The sequence below is a fragment of the bacterium genome (assembly GCA_040754625.1).
Lineage (GTDB): Bacteria > JACRDZ01 > JAQUKH01 > JAQUKH01 > JAQUKH01 > JAQUKH01.
This window is the reverse complement of sequence record JBFMCF010000100.1, coordinates 1-4,431: the sequence shown is the minus strand read 5'-3', so window position 1 is coordinate 4,431 and position 4,431 is coordinate 1. Positions and strand designations below refer to the sequence as shown.

The following is a 4,431-nucleotide window of genomic DNA, read 5'->3' as shown; positions in this document are numbered from 1 at the left end:
ACAATATGATGATTATTATACCTCAAAATTTTCTTAAAAACAGGGGGGAGCATTTAAAAAGTTGATTTTTATCGATAATGATAAGGAATTTTAATAAAATGTCAAAGAGATTTTTGACATTACGTAATTTTTTGGGGAGGAATAAACATGAAAAATATAAAAAATCTATCCAATGGTCTTTTGTTATTATTCATTATTTTTATTATAAGCTATTAATCTGCCGCAGGGGCCGGACAATAGTTCTAATACAAATACCGACGGCGGAAATACAGGCGGAACGTATACCGGTGGCGGGACTACGGGAGGAAATACGGGTGGTACCAATACCGGCACGGGGACAGGCACAGTGGGAAGCGGGTATTATAACATATATACAAATCCCGATGCCTTTAAAAATGCAGCGGTTCCTTTAGGGCTTCCGGCTGTTATTGATTTCGAAGACGCCTTAGCCTGTATAGGAAATACGACATCCGGCGGCCCTGTTTTTAACGGAAGATATTATGAAGGAAAAGGTGTTGTATTTTCGAACCCTCAAGGGTATCCTTTTTATATCGCGCCCGGAGGTCTTTTCTGGAACATTAATAAATCGCTTTCAGTGGGCAATTTTCCTTTTGACCCCCAGCAAACTTATTTTCAGCATGATAATTTGGTTATTACATTCTCCTCTCCTGTCAGGGCAGTAGGCCTGGATGTAATAGACAGTGGGAAACCAGTTCTTGAATTTAAGGATTCAAACGGAAATATAATAGCAAGGACAAACCTTTCAATGGATTATGCGCCTTACAGGATATTTATCGGCATAATATCCAATGACGCTCCGATTAAAGAAATAAACATCATTGATGAACCGGCTAACGACGGAGACGATGTGGATTACGACAACATAATATTCTATCAATAGAATATTAAAATCTTCACACAAAATTCACAAATTTTCCCCTTGCCATTTATTTTAAATAATGGATAGAATATTGTAGCCAAAACGAGTAAAATATAATATTAATGCTATACGAAAATTTCAAGCCCGAAGATAAAACCAGGCACGAAGTAGTCAATCCCATGCTGGAAGAAGCAGGCTGGGCTGTTCAGAATTTTAAGACTGCGGATGTCTGTGCCTCAAAAGGCGTTGCGGTTGAATATTTCCCGATGGGTATGGGAGTCGGAGAAGCTGATTATGTTCTTTTTGTTGACGGCAGAGCGGCGGGTGTTATAGAGGCAAAAAAAGAAGGGGAGCCTTTGATAGGCAAAGAGCCTCAGTCAAACAGATACGCAAAAGGGTTCCCGAAAGACTTCAATTATGTGGATTTGCCCCTGCCTTTTGTATACGAATCAAGCGGTTCTGAAACTCGGTTTACAAATTTATGGGATCCCAAGCCGAGAAGCAGAGAAGTTTTTTACTTTCATAATCCTGAAATAATTGAAGAGTGGATTAGAAAAGGGAATGAAACTCTGCGTAAACGGCTGACAAAATTTCCCGCTCTTGAAAATCCTCATTTATGGCCTGTTCAGACAAAGGCAATTATAAATCTTGAAGAATCTTTTAAAGCGTCAAAGCCAAGGGCATTGATTCAAATGGCTACAGGTTCAGGAAAAACCTTTACCGCGATAAATATCTGTTACAGGCTTATCAAAAATGCCGATGCAAAAAGAATCCTTTTTCTTGTTGATAGAGGCAATCTTGGTTTTCAAACTCTTCAGGAATTCCAGAATTTTATTGTTCCTAAAGACGGCAGGAAGTTTACAGAGCTTTATAATGTCCAGCATTTGCAGAGCAATGTCATTGATGATGTGCCAAGGGTTTGTATATCCACAATACAAAGAATATATTCAATGCTGAAGGGAGAAAAACAGCTTGATCCTTTAAACGAAGAGAAATCGGCGTTTGAAGATGATTACAGCCTGGAACCCGCCCCTGTTGAATATAATCCTTTAATCCCTGTTTCAATGTTTGATTTCATAATAATTGATGAATGCCATCGCTCTATTTATAATTTATGGAAACAGGTGCTTGATTATTTTGATGCTTTTCTTATTGGTTTAACCGCGACCCCCTCAAAAAGCACGATAGCTTTCTTTAACAAAAATCTAGTCATGGAATATTCTCATGCGGAAGCAGTAACAGATAATGTGAATGTTGATTTTACCGTGTATGATATAAGGACAAAGATTACAAAGGATGGTTCTGTAATTCCAAAAGGTGAAGTGGTACAGAAAAGAGACAAAAGGACGAGAAAGAAAAGATGGGAACAGCTTGATGATGAAGTCCAGTACGCGCCGGAACAGCTTGACAGGGATGTTGTTTCAAAAGACCAGATACGGACTATTGTAAGAACATTCAAAGAGAAAGTATTAACAGAGATTTTCTCCGGCAGGAAGCATGTGCCAAAAACTTTAATTTACGCGAAAGATGATAATCACGCGGAAGAAATTGTGCAGATAGTAAGAGAGGAGTTCGATGAGGGCAATGATTTCGCGGTAAAGATCACTTATAAAACAGAGGGCGATAAGCCTGAAAACTTAATCAGGCAGTTCAGAAATGATTTTTATCCAAGAATAGCGGTAACTGTTGATATGATTGCGACCGGTACGGATATAAAACCCCTTGAGATAGTATTCTTTATGCGTTCCGTGAAAAGCAGAAATTATTTTGAACAGATGAAGGGCAGAGGCGTAAGAGTTATGCGCAATGATGATTTTATGGCGGTCACTCCGGACGCGCTTGCAAAGGAAAGGTTTGTAATTGTTGATGCTGTTGGCGTAACAGAAGCGGAAGGGCTTAGCGATACCACGCCATTGGAGCAAAAACCAACTGTTTCTTTTGAAAAACTGTTAAAATCAATCAGATACGGGAAACCTACAAAAGAAAAATTATCCTCAATGGCCGGCCGCCTTGTGAGATTGCAGAAAAAACTTACTGAAGAGCAAATTACAGAGGTAAAAAAAATTACAGGCAATAAACTATTATCTGATTTTGCTCATGATTTTATAATGGCAATAGATGAAGATAGAATTTATGAGGCGGTGCAGGAAGAAAAAGGAAAAACTGAATATACGCCTGCCCGGAAAGAGCTTAATGAGTACGCGGAAAAGAAAATGCTTGAAGCCGTAAAACCATTTATTGGAAATGCGAAGCTTATGGAACGGCTTCCTGAATTAAAAGCTGAAACCGAGCAGATACTCGATGATGTTTCAGTTGATGAAATTATCACGGCAGGGTATTCCCCGATGGCAGCAGAAAAGGCAAAAGATGTTATTAAATCCTTCCGGGCGTTTATTGAGAAAAACAAGAATGAGCTGGATGCCTTGCAGGTGTTTTATAATGCGAAGAAAAAACTGCATTGGAATGAATTAAAAGAACTGTCTGAAAAGATAAAAACTCCGCCATACAGTTTAACCCCTTTGAAAATATGGCAGGCATACAAACAGCTTGAGGTTTCAAAAGTGCACGGATTAAGCAGAAACAAAATTTCTGATTTTGTTTCACTATTAAAGTTTGAGCTGGGCAAAGAGAAGGAGCTTGAACCTTTTTCCGATACCGTGGATAAACGCTTTTCCAGATGGCTTTCAGAACAAAGGGCGATGAATGTTTCCTTTACACAGGAACAATTAAACTGGCTTGAAAAAATGAAAGAGCACATCGCTGAATCCGTTGAGCTTACCATGGAAGATTTTGAAGATACTCCTTTTAACCAGATGGGCGGTTTTGGAAAAGCCAGAAAAGTCTTTGGAAGTAAATTTGATAAAATTATTGAACAGTTAACAATGGAATTGGCGGCGTAAGATGGAAGAAAAATCTAAATGGCAAAAAGAAAAAATAGAGAATTTGTGTTTCAAGCCTCAATATGGGTATACATCTAAATCTATAAAAAATGAAAACGATAATCCTCAATATCTTCGAACAACTGATATAACAAAAGATGATTTTGATTGGAGTACTGTACCCTACTGTGATAAACCAGTGAAAAATGAGGGAAAATATCTTATTGATGAAGGTGATATTTTTGTTACTAGACCTAAAACAAGCGAGTTTTTTTAAGCGCGACTTAAAATTAATCGGTAGCCATGTAAAATCTTTATTTTCGCTCTATTCGTCCATATAAAATTTATTTTTTGTTTCGTTAAACTGGAAAAATATTTTTTTAAGTCTAATTTTGACCAAAATCATAAAAAATTGACACACCTGTCCCCTTTTCAGATTCTATTTCTTTTATTTTCAGCTTATCGCTTAAACTTTTTATGTAACTGCTATTCTCCGGATTCGTTCCCAGGCCGCAAAAAAATCTTTCAGCCATGAATTATAGCCAAGCAATCGATATACTATCATTCGCCCTGTCCTGATTATTTGCGCCGGCAATAAAACCAGTGTATACAGAAAACGCCGGAACTCCATCTTCAATATTTCAATCCCTCGTTCTTTATTTGGCATCAACA

5 protein-coding genes are annotated in these 4,431 nt (G+C 37.8%); 4 read left to right on the top strand and 1 reads right to left on the bottom strand.

Annotated elements, in window-relative coordinates; translation table 11 throughout:
* The first annotated feature begins 98 nt into the window (after nucleotides 1–98).
* The 4 genes from AB1498_09695 to AB1498_09680 all read left to right on the top strand — a co-directional run bounded on the left by AB1498_09695 (nucleotide 99) and on the right by AB1498_09680 (nucleotide 4,036).
* Nucleotides 99–413 carry a hypothetical protein gene (locus AB1498_09695; protein ID MEW6088558.1) on the top strand — a complete coding sequence of 105 codons (315 nt, stop codon included), beginning with the start codon at nucleotides 99–101 and terminating at the stop codon, nucleotides 411–413.
* Nucleotides 347–901: a hypothetical protein gene (locus AB1498_09690; protein MEW6088557.1), complete on the top strand. Its 555-nt coding sequence runs from the start codon at nucleotides 347–349 to the stop codon at nucleotides 899–901. The genes AB1498_09695 and AB1498_09690 overlap by 67 nt, the downstream gene beginning before the upstream one ends.
* A gap of 101 nt (nucleotides 902–1,002) precedes the next feature.
* Nucleotides 1,003–3,780 (top strand): type I restriction-modification enzyme R subunit C-terminal domain-containing protein, encoded by a 2,778-nt coding sequence (locus AB1498_09685; GenBank protein MEW6088556.1) that lies wholly within the window; start codon nucleotides 1,003–1,005, stop codon nucleotides 3,778–3,780.
* A 1-nt stretch (nucleotide 3,781) separates the two neighbouring features.
* Nucleotides 3,782–4,036 (top strand): hypothetical protein, encoded by a 255-nt coding sequence (locus tag AB1498_09680; GenBank protein ID MEW6088555.1) that lies wholly within the window; start codon nucleotides 3,782–3,784, stop codon nucleotides 4,034–4,036.
* Between the two features lie 198 nt (nucleotides 4,037–4,234).
* On the opposite strand, the gene AB1498_09675 is transcribed toward AB1498_09680, so the two are convergent.
* Nucleotides 4,235–4,431, bottom strand: a 197-nt coding sequence (locus tag AB1498_09675) for an IS1380 family transposase (protein ID MEW6088554.1), incomplete at its 5' end; no start/stop codon positions are given.